Consider the following 22701-nt stretch of genomic DNA (forward strand, 5'->3'; position numbering starts at 1 on the left):
GAATACCCGATGACTACCCGCGCAGAGCTGACCGAGAAAATCGTCGCGCACAAGACCTTCAACGATATCAAATGGGCCGATGTCGCAACTGCTGTTGGCCAGTCCAAGGAATGGGTGACGGCGGCGCTGATGGGCCAGATTTCCCTGAGCAAGGACCAGATCGAAAAGGCGGGCAACGCCTTGGGTCTGAATTTTTCGGACGAGGAAACCGCCCTGTTGATGACGGTGCCCTATCGTGGATCTTTGCCCTCGGCGGTGCCGACCGATCCGTTGATCTATCGTCTTTATGAAGTGATCAGCGTCTATGGCACCACCATGAAAACCCTGATCGAGGAAGAATTCGGCGACGGCATCATGTCGGCCATCGATTTCACCATGGACATCTCGCGCGAAGAAAATCCCGCTGGCGACCGGGTGAAAATCGTGCTCGACGGCAAATTCCTGCCTTACAAGATGTATTGATCCCTGCAACGGGCGCGCAATTCATCGCGCGCCCGTGACCTGAAAGAGTTTCCGACATGACACATATCGCCGTGATAGGGGCCGGTCAGGCAGGATCTGCCTTGGCCGCAAAGCTTCGTAATCTGGGTTTCGACGGCCGGCTTTCTTTGATTGGTGCCGAACCGGTGCCACCTTACCAACGCCCGCCGCTGTCGAAGAAATACATGCTGGGCGCTTTGGACAAAGAACGGCTCTTTCTTCGCCCCGAAACCTTTTATGCCGAACAGGGCATCGACTTGATCACCGGGGCACGGGTGGCTGCGCTTGATCCGCAGACCATGTCGCTGCGCATAGACGACGGCACCCAGATTGCTGCTGACATGATTGCCTTGACCACCGGGGCCGATCCGATCCGTTTGCCCGACGCCGTCGGCGGGCAGTTGGACAACGTTTATACCATGCGGTCCCTGGCCGATGCCGACGCGGCAGCGCATGAGTTTCGCCCTGGGCGCCGGGTTCTGATCGTTGGCGGTGGCTATATCGGTCTTGAAGCCGCCGCGGTGGCGGCACAACAGGGGGTCGCTGTGACCTTGGTGGAAATGGCGCCCCGTATCCTTGCCCGCGTCGCTTGCGCGGAAACGGCGGACTGGGTCAAGGCGATGCACGCGTCGCATGGCGTGGACATCCGAGAAAACTGCGGGCTGGAAATACTGTCCCGGTCGCCGGACGGGCAGCTGTCGGCACGATTGACCACCGGGGCAGAGATCGACATCGATTTCGTCATCTGCGGTATCGGCGTGCGCCCGTCCACCGCCCTGGCCGGAGCGGCCGGAATCGAGGTCGATAACGGTATCAAGGTTGATGATTACGGACGCACCAGCTGTGAAAACATCTTTTCTGCCGGTGATTGCGCCTCTTTCCCATGGAAAGGCGCGCGCATCCGTCTTGAAAGCGTGCCCAATGCGATCGATCAGGCCGAAGCGACGGCGGCCACGATGCTGGGACAGGGCTCGGCCTATGTGGCGCGGCCATGGTTCTGGTCCGACCAATACGATACCAAGCTGCAAATCGCCGGTCTCAATACCGGGTTCGACCATGTCGTTACCCGCCCCGGAGACAAGCTCGGTAGCCAGAGTCACTGGTATTTCCGCGGCACCAAATTGCTGGCGGTGGACGCGGTGAACGACCCGCGTGCCTATATGACCGGCAAGCGTCTGATCGAGGCAGGGCAATCGCCAGTGGCTGACGCTGTGTCCGATCCGGCCACACCGCTCAAGGCGCTGCCCCTGATCTCCGATTGCGCGGCCTGACCGGGGCAATCTAATTGGCGCTGGCTCATCCATCGGGGCAGCGCCATGCGAAGCCTTACCTTTTGGGACCACGTCAGCTTAAAAAGTGTCAAAAGTCTCTGACAGTGCTGAGACGGAAAACCTAGCCTTGGGCTGAAATACTCCGGGGGTTTGAGGGCTGGTCCCCAATGCGCGTGCCGCGCAGACCCGCCTCTATGTCAGCTGCGGTCGATCTTGGTGCTGAGCTGTATCAGGCTTTCTGAGCTTTTCACCCCCTTGGCGTCGCCGATCCGGTCCAGGGTGTCATCCAGTTCTTCGGTGCTGCGCGCGCAAAGCTCTACGATCATGTCGAACCGTCCGCTGGTTGTATGGACCCGGACCACGTTGGGCAGCGATTTCAGCCGCGCCAGTACTGCCGGACCTGAGCGCGGCTCGATAGACAATAGCGCCGTTGCCTTCAGCCGGGGGGCGGATTTCCGCCCCAGCCGCAGCGTATACCCGGCGATGGTCCCATTGGTTTCCAACCGGTCGATCCGGGCCTGCACCGTGGTGCGGGCAAGCCCCAGCTTGCGGGCCAAGGCCGTGACCGACAGGCGGGCATTTTCGGTCAGCAGGGTCAGCAGGGCGGTATCTGTTTCGTCATTTTGCATCAAATGATTATGAAACTGACGAAAGAAAGAGTCAATTTGGGCAACTTTACCAGCAATTCTGACGTCTCTTCAGGCGATAGTGAAAAAAAACAGCGAGGTATTTCATGCGGCCCGAACCCCATTGGCTGTCGCCAAGGCAGCATTTGCAGCGTATTCAACCGGACGCGGCGGTGATGTATTTCAGTCCCGTCACCCTGCAGCAGCAGGCTTGTCGGTTTCTCGACGGGTTTCCCGGATTGGTCAGCTACGCGGTCAAGGCCAACCCGGACGAGGCGGTTCTGGTCAATCTGGTGGCCGCCGGGATCACCGTGTTCGATGTTGCTTCTCCGGTGGAAATGGCGGCGGTGCGGGCGGTGTGCCCCGATGCAGTCCTGCATTATAACAACCCGGTCCGATCACCTGCCGAAGTGGCGGCGGCGGCAAAGTTCGGGATCGCTTCGGCATCGGTCGATTGCCCGCGCGAGTTGGACAAGCTTGCGGTGCTGGGCAGAGATCTGGAAATCAGCGTCCGGCTGGCACTGCCGGTGAAGGGCGCGGCCTATGATTTTGGGGCGAAATTCGGGGTCGGGCCGGACCTCGCGGTGGCGTTGTTGCGACAGGTGGCCGCGCGGGGCTATCGTCCGGCACTGACCTTTCATCCGGGCACGCAATGCGACGCGCCTGAAGCGTGGGAAGCCTATATCTCGGCGGCCGCCGATGTGGCAAGCCGCGCCGGGGTGACCCTTGATCGGCTGAATGTCGGCGGCGGTTTTGCCGCGCACCGGGCCGGTCCCGCACCCGATCTGAATCGTATTTTCGGCCGCATTGGGCAAGCCGCGGCGGCGGCTTTCGATCGGGTGCCGCACTTGGTTTGCGAACCGGGCCGGGCGATGGTGGCCGAAGCGTTCAGCCTTGCCACCCGGGTCAAGGCGGTGCGGGCGGATGGTTCGGTGTTTCTCAATGACGGCATCTATGGCGCACTGTCGGAACTGCGCGATATGGGCGGGCTGGACCGGTTGCGCTGCGTTGCACCCAATGGCGAAGCCCGCACAGGTCGCCCGGTGTCGCGCATACTATTCGGGCCGACCTGCGACAGTCTGGACCGGCTGCCCGATCCGATCGCTTTGCCTGACGATTTGCAAGAGGGCGATTATGTCCTGTTCGACGGGATGGGGGCTTATTCTTTGGCGCTGGCCACCCGGTTCAATGGCTATGGGCCGACACACTCCGTCACCGTTGCGTCACTCTGCGGTTGAGGGCTGGACACTCGGCTGCGTCAGGTTACTCTCTCGACAAAAGGCCATAAAGAGAGTGCGGAATGGAAAAGTTCGGGAAAAGCCAGCCGATCAAACGGGTAGAGGATGTCCGGTTTCTAACTGGCCACGGGGCCTATATCGACGATGCCGCCCCGCAGGACGCTTTGCGCGCGGTGGTGTTCCGGTCCCCGGTGGCGCATGCGGTGATCACCTCTCTGGATGTCTCGGCAGCGCGCGACAGCGACGGCGTGCATATGGTGCTGACGGCCGATGATTTGGCACAGGCCGGTATCACCAAAGGTCTGACAGCGGTGACGGTCCAGAACCGTGACGGATCGCCTGCCGCGGCTCCGTACCGCCCGGTACTGGCGCAGGGCAAGCTACGGTTCGCTGGCGAACCGGTGGCGGTGGTCGTGGCTGAAACGCTGGATCAGGCTCGCGACGCGGCCGAACTGATCGAACTGGACTATGACGATCTGCCGGCCAAGCTGGACATGTATCCGGGCGGTGAAGCGCTGCATGAAGAAGCCCCGGATAACCGGGCTTTCGATTGGGGTCTGGGCGATGAAGCAGCCTGTAGCGCCGCGTTTGACCGCGCGGCCAAAGTGGTGCGGATGGAAATCGTCGACAGCAGGATCATCGTCAATTCGATGGAACCGCGCGGCTGTTTTGCCGATTGGCGCGACCAGCGGCTGCATTTCGCCTTTGGTGGTCAGGGGGTCTGGGCGGTCAAAGGGGCGCTGGCCAATACCTTGTCGCTGGACGCCGACCAGGTCCATGTCACCACCCCCGATGTGGGGGGTGGTTTTGGCATGAAAGCCCCGGCTTACCCGGAATATTTCGCCGTCGCCCATGCCGCGATGGTGCTGAACCGGCCGGTGCGTTGGATGGGCGAACGGTCGGATGCGATGCTCAGCGATCATCATGGCCGCGATCTGGTCAGCGATGCCGCGCTGGCCTTTGACGAAAACAACCGGATCATCGGTTACCGGGTCGATACCCGCTGTAATTTGGGCGCTTATAACAGCAATTTCGGTCAGTTGATGCAGACCAACCTGTTCGCCCGGGTGCTGGCGGGCACCTATGACGTGCAGGCGACCTATCTGCATTCCGAAGGGTTTTATACCAACACCACCCAGGTCGATGCCTATCGTGGGGCCGGACGGCCCGAAGCGATCTATGTTCTGGAACGGATGATGGACCAGGCGGCCCGCGAATTGGGGGTTGACCCATGGGATTTGCGCCGGATCAATTTCATCCCGAAAAACGCCTTCCCGTACAAGGCTGCGACTGGGGAAACCTATGACGTGGGGGATTTCAACCGGGTGCTTGGCGCGGCTGAAACCTTTGCCGACCGGGCCGGGTTTCAACGCCGCCGCGCCGAAAGCGAAGCACGCGGCAAGCTGCGCGGCATCGGGCTGAGTTATTATATCGAAAGCATACTTGGTGACCCGTCCGAAGGCGCGAAGGTGGAATTCAACGCCGATGGCACCGTGACGATCTATGTCGGGACTCAATCGAACGGGCAGGGGCATGAAACGGTCTATGCCAAGTTCCTCAGCGATCAGACCGGCATCCCGCAGGACCGGATTTTCGTGGTGCAGGGCGACAGTGACCTGATAGCGCAGGGAGGTGGCACCGGTGGATCGCGGTCGGTGACGACCCAAGCCAATGCCACGCTGGCCACGGTGGACAAGATGATCGCGGCGTTCACCCCCTATCTGGCCGACAAGATGGGGGTGTCCGAAGACGATTTGCGGTTTGACGACGAAACTTTCCGTGCGCCGGGATCGAACCTGACTCCGACCTTGCTGGAAGCCGCAGAAATGGCGCGTGTCGACGGTCGTCAGGATTTGCTGATGCACGAAGCCCGCGCCACCCTTCCGGCCCGGTCCTATCCCAACGGAGCCCATGTCGCCGAAGTTGAAATCGACCCCGATACCGGCGATGTCGAACTGGCGAAATATACGGTGGTTGACGATTTCGGCAACCTGATCAATCCACTGCTGGCCGAAGGTCAGGTGCATGGCGGCGTGGCGCAGGGGGCGGGTCAAGTTCTGATGGAACGGGTCGTATATGATGATGACGGGCAACTTCTGTCCGGGTCCTTCATGGATTACGCGATGCCGCGCGCGGCCGATCTGCCGATGATCGGTTTCACCACCGAAGCGGTGCCGTCGACATCGAACCCGATGGGCATGAAAGGATGCGGTGAAGCAGGTACCGTGGGCGCGATGGCCAGCACGATGAACGCGGTGCTGGACGCGTTGTGGCAACGCGGTGTGCGCCGGATCGACATGCCGGCGACGCCCGTGAATGTCTGGGAGGCTTTGCGCCATGCAGCTGGGAAGGCTGACGAAACGGCTAATTGAATGGGTCAAACCCGGCTTCTGGTCGGGGCATTCCCCGGTCAGCGCGCCGCGCGGTGCGCTGACCCATGTGATTATCCTTGATGGCACCATGTCGACGCTGGAACCGGGCGCGGAAACCAATGCCGGGTTGACTTACCGGTTGCTGGCGCAGATGGGGGCACCGATTTCCGTCTATTATGAAGCCGGGGTTCAGATGGTGGAATGGCGCCATGCCCCCGATGTTCTGATGGGGCGCGGTATCAACCGGCAGATCCGCCGCGCCTATGGCTATCTCGCCAGCCGCTACCGCCCCGGAGACCGGGTGTTCCTGTTTGGCTATTCGCGCGGGGCCTACGCGGTGCGATCGCTGGGCGGGGTGATTGATCAAGTCGGGCTGCTGCGCCCCCGATCCGCGACCGAACGCAATATCCAACTGGCCTATCGCCATTATCAAAGCGCCCCCGGCAGCCCCGCCTGTGCCGCGTTCCGCGCCGCCCATTGCCATGATGAATTCAAGATCGAAATGATCGGCGTCTGGGATACGGTGAAGGCGCTGGGCTGGCGGCTGCCCATCTTGTGGCGATGGACCGAAGAAAAGCATTCTTTCCATTCGCACGACTTGGGCGGATCGGTGAAATATGGCTTTCATGCTCTGGCAAAGGATGAAACCCGCGCGGTGTTTGAACCGGTGCTGTGGGACAGCTCTGACACCGATGCGGACCGGATCGAACAGGTCTGGTTTCGCGGTGCCCATGGCGATGTCGGCGGTCAGCTGGGAGATTTTCAGGCTGCGCGCCCGCTGTCCAATATCCCGCTGGTCTGGATGCTGGAACGGGCGCAGGACTGTGGGTTGCCATTGCCGGAAGGTTGGCACCGGCTTTTCCCCTGTGATCCCGAAGCCCCCTCGGTCGGCACTTGGCGCGGTTGGGGCAAAATGTTCTTGCTGCGCAAGCGCCGCTTCGTCGGCGCAGACCCATCCGAACGCTTGCACGAAACCGTGCAGGCCGATCTGCGCGACGTGCCGTTGCCGAAGTCTAGCGCAATTTCATGACAATACAGGTAGTCGACCCGGTCGCGTAAAGCTTGCCATCCTCCACCCCGCGGATTTCACCAATCGCGATGCCGGTCGACCGGCCGACATGCTGGGCGGTGCCAACCGCTTCGATCTTCATGCCAAGAGGGATCGGGCGCAGGATGTTGATCTTGTATTCCAGCGTCGTATAGGTGCTGCCCTTGGGCACTTTGGTCATTACCGCGCAGGCCATGCAACTGTCCAGCAGCGTGCCGTACCAGCCGCCATGCACCGTGCCCATCGGGTTGGTTACATTGAAATCCGGCGCACCCGAAAAAACGACGCGCCCATCCGTGACTTCGGAAATGGCATAACCCAACGTTCCCGCGATCGGCGGCCCGGCAGTTTCGCCTCTTAGCATCCGCTGCATCGCTTCCAGACCCGAAATGTTCAGCATTTCTTCTTTGCTGGGCAAGTCGTCCGGCGATGTTGCGATTTTCCGTTCAGCCATGTTCTGTCCTCCCACGCGTTCAGTTTAGACTGGCGTGGCGGTAGGGAACGGACAACCCGGGAAAGCGGTTGTTACGCGACGTTCTCCAGCCGCGCCTGCGGCGTGACGCCCAGTGCATGGCAGACATCGCGGGTCAGTTCGGGGCGGTTCAGCGTGTAGAAATGCAAGCTGTCCACGCCGCCTTCGATCAGGTCGCTGCACAGTTCGGTACACAGCGCGGTGGCCAGCAGATCGTGGCGACCGTCGCGTTCGGCCTTTTCAAAGGCATCGGTGACCCAGTCGGGTACCAAAGTGCCGCAGCGCTTGGCGAAATTGCGGGTGCCTTTGAAATTCTCGATCGGCAGGATGCCGGGGATGATCGGCTTGTCGATCCCGGCCTTTTCACAGGCATCGCGGAACCGGAAAAAGGTTTCCGCCTCGAAAAAGAACTGGGTCAGCGCTTCGTCGGCCCCGGCATCGAATTTGCGTTTCAGCCATTCGATATCGGCCTGATGATCGGCGGATTCAGGGTGTTTTTCAGGATAGGCACCAACCCGGATGGTGAATTTGTCTTTGGCTGCCAGCGCTTCGATCAATTCGACCGAGCTGGCAAAGCCGTCCTCATGCGCCTGGAACGCGCCGGTGCCCTTGGGCGGATCGCCACGCAGCGCCACGATGTCGCTCACGCCCGCTTCGGCGAACCCGTCGGCGATCGAAAGAGTTTCTGCGCGGGTGGCATCGACACAGGTCAGATGCGCCGCCACTTTCAGGCCGGAATGTTTATGGATCGTCGCCACCGCGTCACGGGTCAGATCGCGGGTCGTGCCGCCCGCGCCGTAAGTCACCGAAACGAACCGTGGCCCCAGCGGCGCCAGCGCCTGCACCGTGTCCCATAGGCGAAACGATGCTTCCAGGTTCTGCGGTGGGAAAAACTCGAACGATACGGCGGGCACGGTCATGATACAGGGTCCATCTTTTTGGGCTGCCCCCTTGTCGCGCAAATTCGATTGTGAGACAACTTCATAATTCTCAAGGTGAACATGAGGTTCGCTCACAATGCACATCGAAATGCGACACCTGCGCACGATCAAGGCCATCCACGATTCCGGCGGTCTGGCTCGGGCGGCGGATCAGTTGAATATCACTCAATCGGCGCTCAGCCACCAGATCAAGCATCTGGAAGAACAGACCGGGGTGGAATTGTTCGTGCGTCGCTCGAAACCGATGAAACTGACGGCAGCGGGGATACGGCTGCTCCGGGCGGCAGAAAAGATCCTGCCGGAAATGGCCGCGCTGGAAGAACAATTCAAAGGCATCCTTAGCGGCAAAACCGGCCGGCTGCACATCGCTATCGAATGCCATGCCTGTTTCGAATGGCTGTTCCCGGTGTTGGAACAGTTCCGCAAAGCTTGGCCCGAGGTCGATGTCGATATCCGCGCTGGTCTGGCCTTCGACGCGCTGCCCGCGTTGCAACGCGAAGAAGTCGATCTGGTGATTTCCTCTGATCCCGACAAACTGCCTGGGGTGGAATTCGTACCGCTGTTTGACTATTCGCCGGTCTTTGTGGCTTCCAGCGCCCACCCGTTGGCGCAAAAGGATTTTATCGAGGCCGAAGATTTCGCCGCTGAAACCCTGATCACCTATCCGGTGGATCGCAACCGGCTCGACATCTTTACCGAATTGCTGACCCCGGCGGGGGTCGAACCGGCGGCGCTGCGCCCGGTCGAGCTGACCGCGGTGATCTTGCTGCTGGTGGCCTCCAACCGTGGCGTCACCGTGCTGCCTGATTGGGTGGTGCGCGAAGTGAAATATTCCTCCGATTACGTCACGCGCCCGATCACCGAAAAAGGCCTGACAAAACGGCTTTATGCCGCCGTGCGCACCGATGACGCCACCCGGCCTTATTTTGCCCATTTCATCCGTCTGGCGCGTACCGAACCGGTTAAATTGCAGCGCCAGTAACCGCTTTCATCTTGGTTCAAATACTCCGGGGGGCCGCCGCTTGCGGCGGTGGGGGCAGCGCCCCCGCACCAGCCGGATTGAAATCCCGGCTTCCCCCTTGGCAAGCGCGGCCTCGCGGCGTATACGCGCGGCTTGGAAACTGAGGGACCGAACCGATGCAAGGCAGCGCAAATCTCAACATCATGCTCAAGGCCGCCCGTAAAGCTGGCCGTTCGCTGGTGAAGGACTTCCGCGAAGTGGAAAACCTTCAGGTCTCGATGAAAGGCGCGGGCGATTTCGTGTCCAAGGCCGATATCGCCGCCGAGGCGATCATCAAGGAAGAACTGATGGGCGCGCGCCCGACCTATGGCTGGCTCGGCGAAGAAGGCGGTGAAGAGCCGGGGCAGGACCCGACCCGGCGCTGGATCGTCGATCCGCTGGATGGCACCACCAATTTCCTGCATGGGTTGCCGCATTGGGCGATTTCGATCGCGCTGGAACATAAAGGTCAGATCGTGTCGGGGGTGATTTATGATCCCGCCAAGGACGAAATGTTCTATGCCGAAAAGGGCGCTGGTGCCTGGATGAACGATTCCAACCGGCTGCGGGTGTCGGGTCGGCATCGGATGATCGAAGCGATCTTTGCCACCGGCATTCCATTCGCTGGCAAAAGAACACTGCCGGCGACGTTGCAGGATCTGGCCCGGATCATGCCCGAATGCGCCGGTGTGCGGCGTTGGGGATCGGCGGCGCTGGATTTGGCCTATGTTGCGGCGGGACGGTATGACGGGTTCTGGGAACGCGAACTGAACATCTGGGATATCGCTGCCGGGACGCTGATCGTCGCCGAAGCGGGTGGTATGGTCGGCGCGATCCGGGACGGTCATGAACCGCTGCAAGACGGTGATATCGTCACAGCCAATGGTGCATTGTTCGAAAAATTCGCTGGTCTCGTGCGCGCCCGCGGGGCCTGACCCCGGCTGTTGCCATACAGTACAGTATGCGTGTCACGATCAACCGCCCCGCAAAAGGGGCGGTTGTTGCGTTTCCAGACCCCGGTTTTTGATCTGATCGCAAACACCCGCGCAAAATGCAACGGCCCGCCAAAGCGGGCCGCAGGGTTTCAAGGATGCCGATCCGCTGCGGGGATTGGCCTTATTCGAATTCGATCAACAAATCCTTGGCGTCGATCTGACCGCCGGGCAGGACATGGACCGCCTTGATCACCGCGTCGCGTTCGGCATGGATTCCAGTTTCCATTTTCATCGCTTCGATGGTCAACAGAAGATCACCTTCGCTGACCTTCTGACCGACGGAAACGCCGACGCTGGCCACCACGCCGGGCATCGGTGCGCCGACATGGGCGGGATTGCCCAGTTCGGCCTTGGGCCGGGCCTGGGTCGAGGACTTGATCAAGCGGTTCGGCACCCGGATCACGCGGGGCTGGCCGTTGAGTTCAAAGAACACCTTGACCTCGCCATCCTCGCTGGTTTCCCCAACCGCCTGCAGCCGGATTTCCAGCGTCTTGCCGGGATCGATCTCGGCTTCGATTTCTTCGCCCGGTTCCATGCCGTAAAAGAAGGTCGTGGTCGGCAAGCTGCGCACCGGGCCATAGATTTCGTGACGGCCCATGTAATCGGTAAAGACCTTGGGATACATCAGGTATCCGTTCAGATCCTCATTATCGATTGCGATCCCGTCCAGCGCCGCACTGATTTCCGTGCGCTTTTCTTCCAGATCGACGGGGGGCAGATGTTTGCCGGGCCGTTCGGTGTTCGGGGCTTCGTCTTTCAACACCTTCTTGACGATGGCGTCGGGGAAACCGTTCGGCGGCTGGCCCAGATTGCCGCGCATCATGTCGATGACGCTGTCGGGGAAGGCGACTTCCTTGTCCGGGTCTTCGACTTCGGCGCGGGTCAGGTTTTGGCTGACCATCATCAGCGCCATGTCGCCAACGACCTTTGACGACGGCGTCACCTTGACGATATCGCCGAACATGCGGTTCACGTCGGCATAGGTCTGCGCCACCTCGTGCCAGCGTTCTTCCAGCCCAAGACTGCGCGCCTGCGCCTTCAGGTTGGTGAACTGCCCCCCTGGCATTTCATGCAGATATACTTCCGAAGCCGGGGCTTGCAGGCCGGATTCGAACGCCACATATTGCGCCCGCACCTGTTCCCAATAGTTGGAAATTTCGCGGATACGCGCGATGTCGATGCCGGTTTCGCGGTCGGTATTGCGCAGCGCCTCAATGATCGATCCCAGGCAGGCCTGCGAGGTGCCCCCCGAAAACGCATCCATCGCGGCGTCCGCCGCATCGACGCCCGCGTCGGCGGCGGCGAGGATGGTCGCACCGGCAATGCCGCTGGTGTCATGGGTGTGGAAATGCACCGGGATGGTCAATTCGTCTTTCAGCGCCTTGACCAGAACCCGTGCAGCGGCCGGTTTCAGCAGCCCCGCCATATCTTTCAGCCCTAGAACATGGGCGCCTGCCGCTTCCAGATCCTTGGCCATGGCGACGTAATATTTCAGGTCGTACTTGGCCCGGTTGGGGTCAAGGATATCGCCGGTATAACAGATGGTGCCTTCGCAGATCTTGCCGCTTTCGATCACCGCATCCATCGCCACGCGCATGTTTTCGACCCAATTCAGGCTGTCGAAGACCCGAAATACGTCGATGCCGGTTTCGGCTGCCTGACGGACGAATTCGCGCACCACGTTATCGGGGTAGTTGGTATAGCCAACCCCGTTGGATGCACGCAGCAACATCTGTGTCAGCAGGTTCGGCATCGCTGCGCGAAGGTCCCGCAGCCGCTGCCACGGGCATTCCTGCAAGAACCGGTAAGCTACGTCAAAGGTTGCCCCGCCCCAGCATTCAACGCTGAACAGCTGCGGCAGATTGGCGGCATAGACCGGCGCCACCCGGATCATGTCGATCGACCGCATCCTTGTCGCCAGCAGCGACTGATGCCCGTCGCGCATGGTGGTGTCCGTCAGCAGCAGTTGTTTTTGTTCCAACATCCAGTCGGCGACGGCTTTTGCACCATTTTGCTCCAGCAGGGTCTTGGACCCGGCCAGAACTGCATCGGCCGAAACGGGCGGTTTCGGCACCCGGATTTCTTCGGGCTTGGCACGGCCTTCGGTTTCTGGATGACCGTTGACGGTGATATCGGCAATATAGGTCAGAACCTTGGTGCCACGGTCGCGGCGCTTGGAAAACTCGAACAGCCCGGGTGTTTCGTCGATGAACTTGGTGGTGTATTCATTGTTGAGGAAGGTCGGGTGTTTCAGCAGATTTTCCACAAAGGCGATATTGGTGGAAACGCCGCGAATACGGAATTCGCGCAACGCCCGGTCCATCCGGTGAATCGCCGCTTCGGGCGTCGGCGCCCAGGCGGTGACCTTGACCAGCAGGCTGTCATAATAGCGGGTGATCACCCCGCCGGCATAGGCGGTGCCGCCATCCAGCCGGATCCCCATCCCGGTGGCCGAGCGGTAGGCGGTGATGCGGCCGTAATCGGGGATGAAATTGTTCTGCGGATCTTCGGTGGTGATCCGGGTCTGCAACGCGTGGCCATGCAGAACGATATCTTCCTGCCGCGCCATGCCGGTGGCTTCGGCCAGCGGCTTGCCCTCGGCGATCTTGATCTGCGCCTGCACGATGTCGATGCCGGTGACTTCCTCGGTGACGGTATGTTCCACCTGCACCCGCGGATTGACCTCGATGAAATAGAACTTGCCGCTGTCCATATCCATCAGGAATTCGACCGTACCGGCACATTCATAATTCACATGGGCGCAGATGCGACGGCCCAATTCGCAAATTTCTTCGCGCTGTTCTTGGCTGAGATAAGGGGCAGGGGCGCGTTCGACCACTTTCTGATTACGCCGCTGCACCGAACAATCGCGTTCCCACAAGTGATAGATCGCGCCATGGCTGTCGCCGAGGATCTGAACCTCGACATGGCGCGCCCGGATGATCATCTTTTCAAGATAGCCTTCGCCATTGCCAAAGGCCGCTTCGGCTTCGCGCCGACCTTCCATTACTTTCTCGGCCAATTCGTCGGGGCCAAGGATCGGCCGCATGCCGCGCCCACCGCCGCCCCAGCTCGCTTTCAGCATCAAGGGATAGCCGACCGTCGCGGCTTCTGCCTTGATCGCCTCCATGTCATCGCCCAGAACTTCGGTCGCGGGGATCACCGGCACCCCGGCCTCGATCGCCACCCGGCGGGCGCTGGCCTTGTCGCCAAGAGCGCGCATGGTCGCTGCTTTGGGGCCGATGAAGGCAATGCCCGCTGCCTCGCAGGCATCGACGAAATCGGGGTTTTCCGACAGTAGCCCATAGCCGGGATGGATCGCGTCCGCTCCCGACAGTTTGGCCACCCGGATAATTTCGTCAATCGACAGATAGGCCGCCACCGGCCCCATCCCTTCGCCGATCCGGTAGGCTTCATCGGCCTTGAACCGGTGCAGCCCCAGCTTGTCTTCCTCGGCATAGACTGCGACGGTCTTTTTCCCCAGCTCGTTCGCCGCCCGCATGACGCGGATTGCAATTTCGCCGCGGTTTGCGATCAGGATTTTGTTGAATTCGGCCATGGTGGGTCCCCGGTCTGAAGATCTTGTATGGAGCATACACTATTTTATGCTGCAATGCAGCACTCGATGTTTTGCGGCATATCGGTTACATTTCCTGACCAAAGTCAAGCATTGTGACGCAGAAATGAAAGGAAACGCTCTGTTTGCGCAATCAGTTATGCAAAAATGCAAAATGAACTTTGCATGACACCGACTGCCCCAGCGGCAATGTTGCTATGCCAATCGGCCCGGCAAATCGGTCAGCCGGGTCACGCCCATCTGTCCCAGATTGGCCACAAGGTCCTGCCGCAGCATGTCGACCAGATGATCCGGACCCTTGGTTCCCAATGCCCCAAGCGCAAAATGCCAGGCCCGCCCCAACATCACGAAATCGGCCCCAAGCGCGATGGCGCGGCAGATATCCAACCCGCCTTCGACCCCGCTGTCGAAAATCACCGGCAACCGGGTTTCCGCCCGGATCGCCGGCAGCGCCTCGATCGAGGCAGGGGCGGCATCGAATTGCCGCCCGGCATGGTTCGACACCCAGATCCCGTCAACCCCGGCGGCTTCCAATGGGGCGACATCGCGTGGATCAAGCACCCCCTTGACCACCAACGGCCCATTCCAGCCGTCGCGCAGCGCCTTCAGGTAGTCCCAATCGGGCGAGGTGCGCAGCAGATAGCCCGCATGTTGCGTCGATCCCAACCCGGTGACATTGCTGGCATAGCTGTCGATCAGCCGCATCCGCGGCATCCCCAGCCGCGCCATGCCCATCGCCCAGGCCGGACAACGCGCCACCTGGGTCAACAACCGTGGCGTCAATCGCGGCGGGCTGGTCAGCCCCGACCGTACCTGCCGTTCGCGGCGGCTGGCCACCGGCACATCAACGGTCAGCACCAGCGTGCTGAACCCGGCGGCGCGGGCACGCTGCAACATGTCCGCGCGAATCTCGGGATCTCTTGGCGGATAGATCTGGAACCAGCCATTGCCGTTCACACACTCGGCGACATCCTCCGGCGTCCGGCTGGCCACGGTCGACAACCCGTAAGGCATTCCGTGCCGCGTTGCCGCCTGTGCCAAAATCCGTTCCGCATCGGGCCAGAACAATCCCGACATACCGACCGGGCTGATCCCGAAAGGCAGCGCGAGTCGCTGTCCGAACAGGTCTACCGACAGGTCCGGTTCCGTCTCGCCATGCAGAATCGAGGGCATCAGCACGATCTCGTCCAGCTTCTGCCGGTTGCGCGCTTGGGTCTTTTCCGTCCCGGTCGCACTGTCAAGATATTCGAACACGAACCACGGCATCCGCCGTCGCGCCTGGGCCTTCAGATCGCTGAGGCCGGGATATTTTTTGTGCAAATTCATCTGCACATTTGGGCAATCCAGATCCGGAATGTCCAGCAAACTTGTTGTTTCTTCTTGCAAAAAATACTCTGGGGGTGAATGGGCCAGCGGCCCAGAGGGGGCAACGCCCCCTGATCCCTCCGGTGCCAGGCGAAAACATGGGAACAGAATAAGAACGTCTCTTTATCTCGCCCGCTGCCCACGCTAGATTGCCGGCATGAGCAGTTTCGACGAAAATGACGCCTTTGAAGGCGCTTCGCTGTCGGCCCGCGCCATCGCGGCGCGGCCCGCCCCCTATCTGGACGAACTGAACCCGGCACAGCGTGCTGCGGTCGAAGCGCTTGATGGGCCGGTGCTGATGTTGGCCGGCGCCGGAACCGGCAAGACCAAGGCGCTGACCGCGCGGATCGTGCATCTGCTCAATACCGGCCGGGCACAGCCCAATGAAATCCTTTCCGTCACCTTCACCAACAAGGCGGCGCGCGAAATGAAGGATCGGGTCGGTCGGATGTTGGGGCAGGCGGTCGAAGGCATGCCGTGGCTTGGCACCTTTCACGCCATCTGCGTCAAGCTGCTGCGCCGTCATGCCGAACTGGTGGGGTTGAAATCCAATTTCACCATTCTGGACACCGACGATCAGATCCGGCTGTTGAAACAACTGATCGCGGCCAATAATATCGACGACAAACGCTGGCCCGCGCGCCAGCTTGCCGGCATCATTGATCATTGGAAAAACCGCGCCTGGACCCCGGCCCAGGTGCCCGGCTCCGAAGCCGGGGCGTTCAACAACCGCGGCACCGAACTTTACGATCAGTATCAGACCCGCCTGCGCGAATTGAACGCGGTGGATTTCGGCGATCTGTTGCTGCATGTGGTGACGATCTTTCAGACCCACGAAGACGTGCTGGCGCAATATCGGCGTTGGTTCAAATATATCCTGGTGGACGAATACCAGGATACCAACGTGGCGCAGTATCTTTGGCTGCGGCTGCTGGCAGGCGAACATAAGAATATCTGCTGCGTCGGTGATGACGATCAGTCGATCTATGGCTGGCGCGGTGCCGAAGTGGGCAATATCCTGCGGTTTGAAGCGGATTTTCCCGGCGCGCAAGTGGTGCGTCTGGAACAGAATTACCGGTCCACCCCGCATATTCTGGCCGCCGCTTCGGGCGTGATCGCGGGCAATGAAGACCGTCTTGGCAAAACCCTGTGGACCGAGGCCGAAAGCGGCGAAAAGCTACGCCTGATCGGCCATTGGGACGGCGAAGAAGAAGCCCGCTGGATCGGCGAGGAAATCGAAGCCCTGCAACGCGGCACCCGGAGGCTGCCCCCGTTCGATCTGGATCAGATCGCCATTCTGGTCCGCGCCAGCCACCAGATGCGCGCTTTCGAGGACCGCTTTTTGACCATCGGCCTGCCTTACCGCGTCATTGGTGGTCCGCGCTTTTACGAACGGTTGGAAAGCCGTGATGCCATGGCCTATTTCCGGGTGGTGGTCAGCCCGGACGACGATCTTGCGTTTGAACGGATCGTCAACACGCCCAAACGTGGCCTTGGCGACAAGGCGCAACAAACCATTCAGGGCATTGCCCGCGCCAACGGCGTCAGCCTGGTCGATGGGGCGCGGATCGCCTTGGCGAATGGCGATATCAAGGGCAAGGGCGGTGCGGCCCTGCGGCAACTGGTTGATGATCTGGCCCGTTGGCACGACTTGACCCGCGGTCCGCTGCTGGCGTTTGATGAAGACGATACCGCGGTGATTGACGACGGTCCCGCGCCGCAACCACGTTTCGGCGATCCCGATCTCAACCATGTCGAACTGGCGCAGATCATTCTGGACGAATCCGGCTATACCGCGATGTGGCAGAACGACAAATCGCCCGAAGCACCGGGCCGGCTGGAAAACCTCAAGGAACTGGTCAAGGCGTTGGAACAGTTCGACAACCTGTCGGGGTTTCTGGAACATGTTGCGTTGATCATGGACAATGCACAGGGCGATGACGGTGCCAAAGTGTCGATCATGACGCTTCATGCTGCCAAGGGGCTGGAATTTCCCGTCGTGTTTCTGCCCGGCTGGGAAGACGGGTTATTCCCGTCGCAACGCTCGATGGATGAAACCGGGCTTAAGGGGTTGGAAGAAGAACGCCGCTTGGCCTATGTCGGCATCACCCGGGCCGAACAACTGTGCACCATTTCCTTTGCTGGTAATCGCCGTGTGTTCGGTCAGTGGCAATCGCAACTGCCGTCGCGCTTTATCGACGAATTGCCCGAAGACCATGTCGAAGTTCTCACCCCGCCGGGTCTTTATGGTGGTGGCTATGGTGCGGCATCCCCGATGCAATCGGGGTTGGAAACCCGCGCCTCCGAAGCCAATGTTTATAATTCCCCTGGCTGGAAACGGATGCAGGACCGCAGCAGCGCCCGGCCGCAGAGCCAATCGCGCGAAAGCCGCAACACTGTGATCGACCTAAAAGCGGTCAGCGCCTACACCGTGGGGGATCGGGTGTTCCATCAGAAATTCGGCTATGGCGCGGTTCTGGGGATCGAAGGTGACAAGCTTGAAATCGATTTCGACAAGGCCGGGATCAAGAAGGTCGTGGCGCGGTTTATCACCGGTGCTGACGACGTGCCGTTTTAAGGCTCGATAATCTAAAAACCTGTCAGACCCAGCCCGGACCAGGCCGACGTCTCGAAACATCCGCCTGCGATCTGCCCGCTGACGTTCTGGCGCGCATCCGCGCCGCGATCGGTGCTGTTCAAATTTGGTGGGCAGATATGGCCAGTTTGGTCCCGGCCTGCATTTCCAGCTTTCCAGACATAAAAAAACGGCGATGCCCAGGGAGGAGGAGAGGACATCGCCGTCTTTGTTCCGGTGACCTTAGGGAGGAGGAAAGGTCACCGTATCTGGCGTCAGGCGCGGCGATCCCCAGGGAGGAGGAGAGGAGACCGCCGCTCTTGACAACGATCAGGACCTAGGGAGGAGGAGAAGGCCCCGTCGTATTCTGTGGTGTCAGGCGCGGCGATCCCCAGGGAGGAGGAGAGGAGACCGCCGCTCTTGACAACGATCAGGACCTAGGGAGGAGGAGAAGGTCCCGTCGTATTCTGTAGCGTCAGGCGCGGCGATCCCCAGGGAGGAGGAGAGGGGACCGCCACTCTTGACAACGAAACCTCAGGGAGGAGGAGAGAGGTTTCGCATCTGGTTGGACCATTTGGTCCGAATTAGGTGCGACGACATCAGGGAGGAGGAAGATGTCGCCGCCGTTTAACAGAAGCCCCAGGGAGGAGGAGAGGAGCTTCTGAACCGTAAAATCAGTGCCCGTCGTAGGCGTGTTCCCATGCCACCGACCGAAGTTGCGCCCGGCACAGGCCCATGTCGCGAAGATCACGGTCGCCCAGTGCGGTCAGTTCATTCAGTGTCGCGCGGTAAGTCTTGTAGCGGGCATAACGTGCGCCCACTTCAGTGAAGAAGCCGGCAGCGCGATCAACAATCCCGCTGTGTTCTGTGCGGATATCGGATGCAGTAGCCATTTTTTATTCTCTCGCTTGTTGTTGCTTGAGGCGTGTTGTGTTCGTTTCGTTGAACCTAATTTGGGGCTTTTGCTGCAACTGCACAATGACCGATGCTGCATTGCAGCTATGCGCGAAATGCATATGAAGTGCTGACCTATTTACCCGGCGTTAGCTGCAGTTTGCACAGAACGTGGGCATAAGGTGTAAATGCTCTACAACTTTCGTAGCGTCTTTCGTAACATTCGCGTTAGCGGGCTTGCGCCCGGGGCTTGCCCTCACCGCAAAAACGACCATTTATTGCGACGAATCAAAAAAGGAGGCTGCCATGGCTGTGACCCGAGCAGACGTTGAAACGGCGCTGGAACGAATCGAAATCCCCGGCGGCGGCAATCTGATCAGCCGCGACATGGTGCGGGCCTTGCATATTGAGGATGGCAAAGTCCGCTTCGTGATCGAAGCGCCCAGCCCCGACGCCGCGCGCGCGATGGAACCACTGCGCGCTGCGGCCGAACGCTGTGTTGCCGCGCTTGCGGGGGTGTCTTCGGTCAGCGTGGCGCTGACCGCGCATGGCCCGTCGGAACAAAAACCGGCCCCCAGCCTGAAAGTCGGCGGTCATCCCAAACCGCAGGCCGAACCGCTGAAACCGGCCGGTGTCGACCGTATCCTTGTGGTCGGGTCGGGCAAGGGCGGGGTGGGCAAATCCACCGTGTCGTCGAACCTTGCCGTGGCATTGGCCAAACAGGGTCGCAAGGTGGGGCTGCTGGATGCGGATATATACGGTCCCAGCCAACCGCGCATGATGGGGGTCAGCAAACGCCCCGCCAGCCCGGACGGCAAAACCATTGAACCGCTGCACGCCCACGGCGTCACCCTGATGTCGATCGGGTTGATGATGGACCCGGACAAGGCGGTGGTCTGGCGTGGCCCGATGTTGATGGGGGCGCTACAGCAGATGCTGGGACAGGTGAATTGGGGCGAACTGGACGTGCTGATCGTCGACCTGCCGCCCGGAACCGGCGATGTGCAACTGACCCTGTGTCAGCGCGCGGTGCTGACCGGGGCCATCATTGTGTCGACGCCGCAGGATGTCGCGCTGTTGGATGCGCGCAAAGCCATCGACATGTTCAATACGTTGAAAACCCCGATCTTGGGGATGATCGAAAACATGTCTTCGTTCCATTGTCCCAATTGCGGCCATGAAACGCATATCTTCGGGCATGGCGGCGTCGCAGCCGAAGCTGAAAAGCTGGGCGTGCCGTTGCTGGCGCAATTGCCGATTGACCTCGAAACCCGGTTGGCAGGCGATGGCGGGGCGCCGGTGGCCACCGGCGAAGGCCCGGTGGCCGAAGCCTATGCTCAACTCGCTGACCGTCTGGTCAAGGGTGGCATGGCCTAGGGCAAATGTTTTCGCCTTGCCGCCGACCGGCCCAAAAGGCTGATCGCAAAACGACAAGGGCCGCGCTTATCCAATGATAAGCGCGGCCCTTGATATATTTGCAAACCGGTTGGCGGTCGGTGGTTATTTCCTCCGTTTCGGCGTCGCGTTGGGGCCGCGATCCGGGCCTGCTGACTTATGGCGCGGTTTGGGCTTGCCCATGCGTTCCGACGTTTTTGAAGCTCCGGCTTTATATTTGGACGCGGCACTTTTGCGCGGTGCCTTTCCGTCAGGCGCGGGTTTGTCCCACTTCTTCTTGGCACGCGGTTTGTCCGTGCTGTCCGGGCCGCCATCCTTGGGTTTGAACTTGTCCTTGCGCGGTCCTGCCGCACTGTGAACAGCGTCATCACGCTTCTTATAGTCGTCGCGCTTCTTGAAATCGTCCCGTTTCTTGAAACCGTCGGGCTTTGCGCCGTCTTCGCGCTTTTTATACGGCTTGGATTTCGGGGCACCGCCTTCGGGCTTGTCCCAGACGCGTTTGGATTGCGGCGGCCGGGGCGCGGAGCGCGCGCCCAGTTCCGGGGCAGAGGCCAAGACCGTGACCTGAATGCCTTGTTCCAGCGTCGCGTCTGCGCCGATCCGGGTCATGAACGTGTCACGGGCCGGGGCTTTCATTTCGACAAAAGTCTGTTGGTCCTGAATACGGATCGCGCCGATCGAATCTTTTTCGATACCGCCGGAACGCAGCAGCATCGGCAAAAGCCAACGCGCTTCGGCCTTGGCGTCATGCCCGATCGACAGGCTGATCCATGCCGAAGGTCCAAATGGGGTGCGGTCGCGCTTTTCCGGCTTGGCCATGGACAGGTCCAGGTCTTCGGGGGCGGAATGGCGGGTTTCGTACAGCGCCAGATAGGCCTTGGCCAACTGTTCGGGGCTGAAGGTTTCGGTCAGGGTTTCGATGAAATCAGCCTGCGTTTCGGGCGCGGGATCGGTCCAGACCGGATCGGCCAGCATCCGTTCGCGGTCCTTGCCGCGCACATCGTCCGCCGATGGCGGCGGGCCCCATTCGGCGTTCACCTTGGCAAAGCGCAACAACCGCTCGGCCTTGTTCTGGCTGCGATGGGGCACGATCAACGCCGAAACGCCTTTGCGCCCGGCGCGCCCGGTCCGGCCCGACCGGTGCAGCAGGGTTTCCGATCCGGTTGGCAATTCGGCATGCACCACCAAGTCCAGCTTGGGCAGGTCGATGCCGCGGGCGGCCACATCGGTGGCGACGCAGACGCGTGCACGGCCATCGCGCATCGATTGCAGCGCATGGGTGCGTTCGCTTTGGCTCAATTCACCGGACAGGGCGACAACCTGAAATCCCCGGTTTGACAAACGCGCCGTCAACCGGTTGACCATCGCGCGGGTATTACAGAACACGATGGCGTTTTCGGAATCGTAAAAGCGCAGCGCATTGATCACCGCGCCTTCGCTCGATGCCGGGGAAACGGTAAAGGCGCGATAATCGATATCGCTGTGCTGCGGCGTGGCGGAGGTGGTTTTGACCCGCACCGCGTCTTCGCGCATGAAATTCTTCGACAGCCGTTCGATTTCACGCGGTACGGTGGCCGAAAACATCAAGGTGCGGCGGGTTTCGGGGGCAGAGCCCAGAATGAATTCCAGATCTTCGGCAAAGCCCAGATCCAGCATTTCATCGGCTTCGTCCAGAACCACGGCGCGGATCGCCGACAGGTCGATGCCGCCGCGCTGAATATGGTCGCGCAACCGGCCCGGTGTGCCGACAACGATATGGGCGCCGCGTTCCAGCGCCCGGCGTTCGGTGCGCATGTCCATGCCGCCCACGCAGGACGCCAGAACCGCTCCGGTCGGGGCATAAAGCCATTCGAATTCGCGCCGCACCTGCAACGCCAATTCCCGTGTCGGCGCAATGATCAACGCGATAGGGGCGGCGGCATGGGGCAGGCGGTCTTCCCCTTGTAATAGGGTCGGGGCCAGCGCCAGGCCAAAGCCAACGGTTTTGCCCGATCCGGTCTGAGCTGAAACCAGCAGGTCGTTTTCAGTCAAATCGTCGCGGATCATTTCCTGTTGCACAGGGGTCAGCGTTTCATAGCCACGTGCGGTCAGCGCCTCGGCCAGCGCGGCAGGGAGAACAGAAGGAAGCGTCATGTCGGAATAGTTGTCCTCGGCGGTGGCGACAGTCCCGAAGGGTCGGAAATGGGCGAACCGCATGTGTAAGCCGTGCCGATTATCCGGTTTTTACGCAAATGAGAAGCGGAAACTTTACTGACGGGCAAAGGATGGTCTCCGCAGGGCGCTGCCCGATCCCGGCCGCAGGGATCAATGCCCTGCTGATCGCAAATCCGCCGACGATGCAGTGACGGGATGGACCCAAGGGGCAAGCGGGTGAGAAATGGGACGGCGTGGCCGTTTTGGGAATTTATGGGAATAATCGAAAAACTTGACCGAATCCGATCCGAATCAATCT

General features: G+C 60.6%; 16 protein-coding genes. 9 read left to right on the forward strand and 7 right to left on the reverse strand.

Annotated features, from left to right (window positions below):
* Window positions 1-9: 9 nt before the first annotated feature.
* Together cynS and TG4357_RS04575 are read left to right on the forward strand one after the other, a co-directional pair.
* Window positions 10-462 (forward strand): cyanase, encoded by a 453-nt coding sequence (gene cynS / locus TG4357_RS04570; RefSeq protein ID WP_058261701.1) that lies wholly within the window; start codon window positions 10-12, stop codon window positions 460-462.
* 56 nt (window positions 463-518) lie between these two features.
* A complete protein-coding gene (locus TG4357_RS04575; protein ID WP_058261702.1) occupies window positions 519-1751 on the forward strand; it encodes an NAD(P)/FAD-dependent oxidoreductase in 1233 nt (410 codons plus the stop codon).
* A 197-nt stretch (window positions 1752-1948) separates the two neighbouring features.
* Here the strand turns inward: TG4357_RS04575 and TG4357_RS04580 are convergent, their stop codons facing one another.
* Window positions 1949-2380 (reverse strand): Lrp/AsnC family transcriptional regulator, encoded by a 432-nt coding sequence (locus tag TG4357_RS04580; protein ID WP_058261703.1) that lies wholly within the window; start codon window positions 2378-2380, stop codon window positions 1949-1951.
* A 104-nt stretch (window positions 2381-2484) separates the two neighbouring features.
* Between TG4357_RS04580 and TG4357_RS04585 the strand changes: the two genes are divergently transcribed.
* From TG4357_RS04585 to TG4357_RS04595, 3 genes are all read left to right on the forward strand, one after another.
* A complete protein-coding gene (locus TG4357_RS04585; RefSeq protein WP_058261704.1) occupies window positions 2485-3615 on the forward strand; it encodes a type III PLP-dependent enzyme in 1131 nt (376 codons plus the stop codon).
* Between the two features lie 62 nt (window positions 3616-3677).
* Window positions 3678-5987: a xanthine dehydrogenase family protein molybdopterin-binding subunit gene (locus TG4357_RS04590; protein WP_058261705.1), complete on the forward strand. Its 2310-nt coding sequence runs from the start codon at window positions 3678-3680 to the stop codon at window positions 5985-5987.
* On the forward strand, window positions 5953-7017 hold the full coding sequence (locus tag TG4357_RS04595; RefSeq protein WP_058261730.1) for a T6SS phospholipase effector Tle1-like catalytic domain-containing protein: 1065 nt from the start codon (window positions 5953-5955) through the stop codon (window positions 7015-7017). The genes TG4357_RS04590 and TG4357_RS04595 overlap by 35 nt, the downstream gene beginning before the upstream one ends.
* Here the strand turns inward: TG4357_RS04595 and TG4357_RS04600 are convergent.
* Both TG4357_RS04600 and metF read right to left on the reverse strand, forming a co-directional pair.
* On the reverse strand, window positions 7001-7489 hold the full coding sequence (locus tag TG4357_RS04600) for a PaaI family thioesterase (RefSeq protein WP_058261706.1): 489 nt from the start codon (window positions 7487-7489) through the stop codon (window positions 7001-7003). The two genes, TG4357_RS04595 and TG4357_RS04600, sit on opposite strands and share 17 nt — an antisense overlap.
* A gap of 71 nt (window positions 7490-7560) precedes the next feature.
* On the reverse strand, window positions 7561-8427 hold the full coding sequence (gene metF, locus TG4357_RS04605) for a methylenetetrahydrofolate reductase [NAD(P)H] (RefSeq protein WP_058261731.1): 867 nt from the start codon (window positions 8425-8427) through the stop codon (window positions 7561-7563).
* Window positions 8428-8524: 97 nt separating this feature from the next.
* Between metF and TG4357_RS04610 the strand changes: the two genes are divergently transcribed.
* Entirely contained in the window at window positions 8525-9430 is a 906-nt protein-coding gene (locus TG4357_RS04610; protein WP_058261707.1) for a LysR family transcriptional regulator, read from the forward strand.
* 155 nt (window positions 9431-9585) lie between these two features.
* Complete coding sequence (locus tag TG4357_RS04615; RefSeq protein ID WP_058261708.1) at window positions 9586-10383, forward strand: inositol monophosphatase family protein; 798 nt, start codon at window positions 9586-9588, stop codon at window positions 10381-10383.
* A gap of 181 nt (window positions 10384-10564) precedes the next feature.
* On the opposite strand, the gene TG4357_RS04620 is transcribed toward TG4357_RS04615, so the two are convergent.
* Entirely contained in the window at window positions 10565-14002 is a 3438-nt protein-coding gene (locus TG4357_RS04620; RefSeq protein ID WP_058261709.1) for a pyruvate carboxylase, read from the reverse strand.
* A 213-nt stretch (window positions 14003-14215) separates the two neighbouring features.
* The gene (locus TG4357_RS04625) at window positions 14216-15346 is read right to left on the reverse strand and encodes an alpha-hydroxy acid oxidase (RefSeq protein ID WP_058261732.1); all 1131 of its coding nucleotides are present in this window, start codon (window positions 15344-15346) and stop codon (window positions 14216-14218) included.
* 196 nt (window positions 15347-15542) lie between these two features.
* Here TG4357_RS04625 and TG4357_RS04630 point away from each other — a divergent pair, with 196 nt between their 5' ends.
* Complete coding sequence (locus tag TG4357_RS04630) at window positions 15543-17963, forward strand: ATP-dependent helicase (protein WP_058261710.1); 2421 nt, start codon at window positions 15543-15545, stop codon at window positions 17961-17963.
* A gap of 671 nt (window positions 17964-18634) precedes the next feature.
* Here TG4357_RS04630 and TG4357_RS04635 read toward each other — a convergent pair.
* Complete coding sequence (locus TG4357_RS04635) at window positions 18635-18853, reverse strand: YjiS-like domain-containing protein (RefSeq protein WP_058261711.1); 219 nt, start codon at window positions 18851-18853, stop codon at window positions 18635-18637.
* A gap of 307 nt (window positions 18854-19160) precedes the next feature.
* On the opposite strand from TG4357_RS04635, the gene TG4357_RS04640 reads away from it, so the two are divergent.
* Window positions 19161-20231 carry an Mrp/NBP35 family ATP-binding protein gene (locus tag TG4357_RS04640; RefSeq protein WP_058261712.1) on the forward strand — a complete coding sequence of 357 codons (1071 nt, stop codon included), beginning with the start codon at window positions 19161-19163 and terminating at the stop codon, window positions 20229-20231.
* 123 nt (window positions 20232-20354) lie between these two features.
* On the opposite strand, the gene TG4357_RS04645 is transcribed toward TG4357_RS04640, so the two are convergent.
* Complete coding sequence (locus TG4357_RS04645; protein ID WP_425329301.1) at window positions 20355-22445, reverse strand: DEAD/DEAH box helicase; 2091 nt, start codon at window positions 22443-22445, stop codon at window positions 20355-20357.
* Window positions 22446-22701 lie beyond the last annotated feature (256 nt).

Source organism: Thalassovita gelatinovora, assembly GCF_001458355.1.
Classification (GTDB): Bacteria; Pseudomonadota; Alphaproteobacteria; order Rhodobacterales; family Rhodobacteraceae; genus Thalassobius; species Thalassobius gelatinovorus.